Here is a 1,971-nt window from a genome sequence, read left to right as displayed (position 1 = left end):
CGGGGAGCAGGGTCAAGACCAGACGGGCAACGTCGAGAGGACATAGCGGATGCCGGTCGAAGAACCGCTCGATCTTGCGGATGACCGAGGCCGCCCATGCGTTGCCCCCGCAACGCTCGGCCAGTGCAGCGTGGCGAATGTCTTTGGCCCCAATTAGCGCCAGGACGAGCAGGGAGAGCAACTCGGGTCCGGTTTTTCCGATATTCAGGAAAGTGGGAGGCGAGGTACAGACTCAATGATTTCAGGGCAGCGGGAGACGCGCTCTGGTATCGCGTACTGGACGACAGATTTCAAGCCCTTCCAGAAAGTGTCGGGTACTAAGGTAAATGTGGCAGGCCGGAAGGGCGAATAGTTGGTAATTGTCAAAGATTCAATCGGCATAGGTAGGATCAGTATGTCGCTAATGGCAACCCTCCTTGAAAAATGTGTCTGCCGCGCAACCGATTCTGCGCAGGGTCAAGTGAGCGTCCCCGTCGTCGCCTTCAGAACGTACCCGCCCATCACGGCGAGATAGACGAACTCTGCGGTCTGGCCGGGGGCGAGCAGCAACGTAGATTTCCCGCCCAGGTAAATCGCGCTGTTTGTCAGAGTCGCATTGGATTGTAGCGTGACGCTGTTGGTGGCGTTGTAGTTCACCAGAGTAATGTGCGTCCCGTCATTCCGCGCCGTGATGTGCGGCGTGCTGGTCATCACGACGTTCGCCCCGCCTGGATTGAGCAGCAGCACGGACGCTGTGGAATTGATGGTGGTCCCCGCGTTGACCGTGATCCCGCTAGAGGGGGTGGTGATGAACCCCGTTTTGCAGGCGAGATAACCCTGGGAAATCAGGCGCCCGTTTGAATCAAAGAGCGCGAGAACCGTTCCGTCTGGCTTAACCCATGCGTATGCCTGATTCTCGAAATCCATGCGCCACAGCCGACTATTTGCGCCCGCATCAGCGAACGCTAAATATGCGTACCCCGACCCACTCGTGCGGTTGATCTTGACGGTGGGGACTAGGCCGTTGACATTCATGTCGCCCGCAAACGCCAGTCCCCCGGAAGTGTTCAGTCCCGCCTTAAACGTCAGAGAGACAGGTGTATCCCCAGTGACAGGCGTGTAAACCCCCACGGCGGGGGCCTGCAAAACTGTCTGCGCCTTGGCCGCAAAGTTGACCATCTTGATCGTCAGCGGCGTCGGCGCCGTGGCGCTGTTGATGAACAGGTCCAGATAGACCACAGCCCCGTTGTTGCTGGCGTACACTCGCGCCTGCGTGACCACATTTCCGTAGGCGGAATGCGTGCGCTGCGTGATCGTGCCGCCCTGCCCGTACCCTGCGTAATTCACATCGAACATCAGGGATTCAATTTTCCCATCGTAAAAATCACTGGTGATGGTGAACGATCCGCCCAAGAGGTTTGTCGCCCTCGCCACCCTGTACCAGCCTATCGCCGCTGCGGCTGGCGTAAACGTGACAATCTGCTCAAGCATGGCATGAGTGCCAGTGAGGCTCTGCGAGTTGAACATGTACTCGCCGTGCCCGGTGCTGCGCTGGGCGGGCAGGGTGTAGGTGGCCGATTCAATCGACTGGATCGGGGCCGTGGTATTCCTGAAGGTATTGACGTATCTGATTAGCGCTCCTGACCCGGTGGCCTGAACCGGGCAGGATTCGCTAGAATTGGGGCATGGCCGGGACGCTGACAGAGGGGGATGTGCTGGAGATCATCCGTCAGCAGACCGAGCGATTCGAGCAGTTGGAAGCCGAGAATCACGCGCTACGTGCCGAAAACACTCGTCTGAAAAAGAAGATCGAGGAGCTGGAGCGCAAGAAGCACAGCAAATATGCTGCGCCGTTCAGCCGCGAGACGCGTAAAGCTGCTCCCCAGCCCCCTGGACGCCGTGTAGGAATGGGAACGTTCACCTACAAGACCCCACCTGAACCTGCTCAGGTTCAGGCCGTCATTTCCGTCCCGACTCCCAATACCTGCACCA

The 1,971-nt window shown here is 58.6% G+C and carries 1 protein-coding gene and 2 pseudogenes; 1 reads left to right on the top strand and 2 read right to left on the bottom strand.

All coding sequences use genetic code 11. The annotated features are described in order from the left end of the window. Nucleotides 1-181: pseudogene (locus tag BOO71_RS28355) on the bottom strand (IS4 family transposase); the annotation flags it as partial. 275 nt (nt 182-456) lie between these two features. Then, a complete protein-coding gene (locus BOO71_RS12920) occupies nt 457-1,470 on the bottom strand; it encodes a hypothetical protein (RefSeq protein WP_139322929.1) in 1,014 nt (337 codons plus the stop codon). A 194-nt stretch (nt 1,471-1,664) separates the two neighbouring features. On the opposite strand from BOO71_RS12920, the pseudogene BOO71_RS12915 reads away from it, so the two are divergent. After that, nucleotides 1,665-1,971 (top strand): annotated as a pseudogene (locus BOO71_RS12915) (IS66 family transposase); the annotation flags it as partial.

Origin of the sequence: Deinococcus marmoris (assembly GCF_001949125.1) — a bacterium.
Lineage (GTDB): Bacteria > Deinococcota > Deinococci > Deinococcales > Deinococcaceae > Deinococcus > Deinococcus marmoris_A.
This window is presented reverse-complemented; position numbering and strand designations above follow the sequence as displayed.

Bases quoted from the DNA above. Each gene is read 5' to 3' on its own strand.
- BOO71_RS12920 (WP_139322929.1), bottom strand. From the start codon at position 1,470: ATGCTTGAGCAGATTGTCACGTTTACGCCAGCCGCAGCGGCGATAGGC.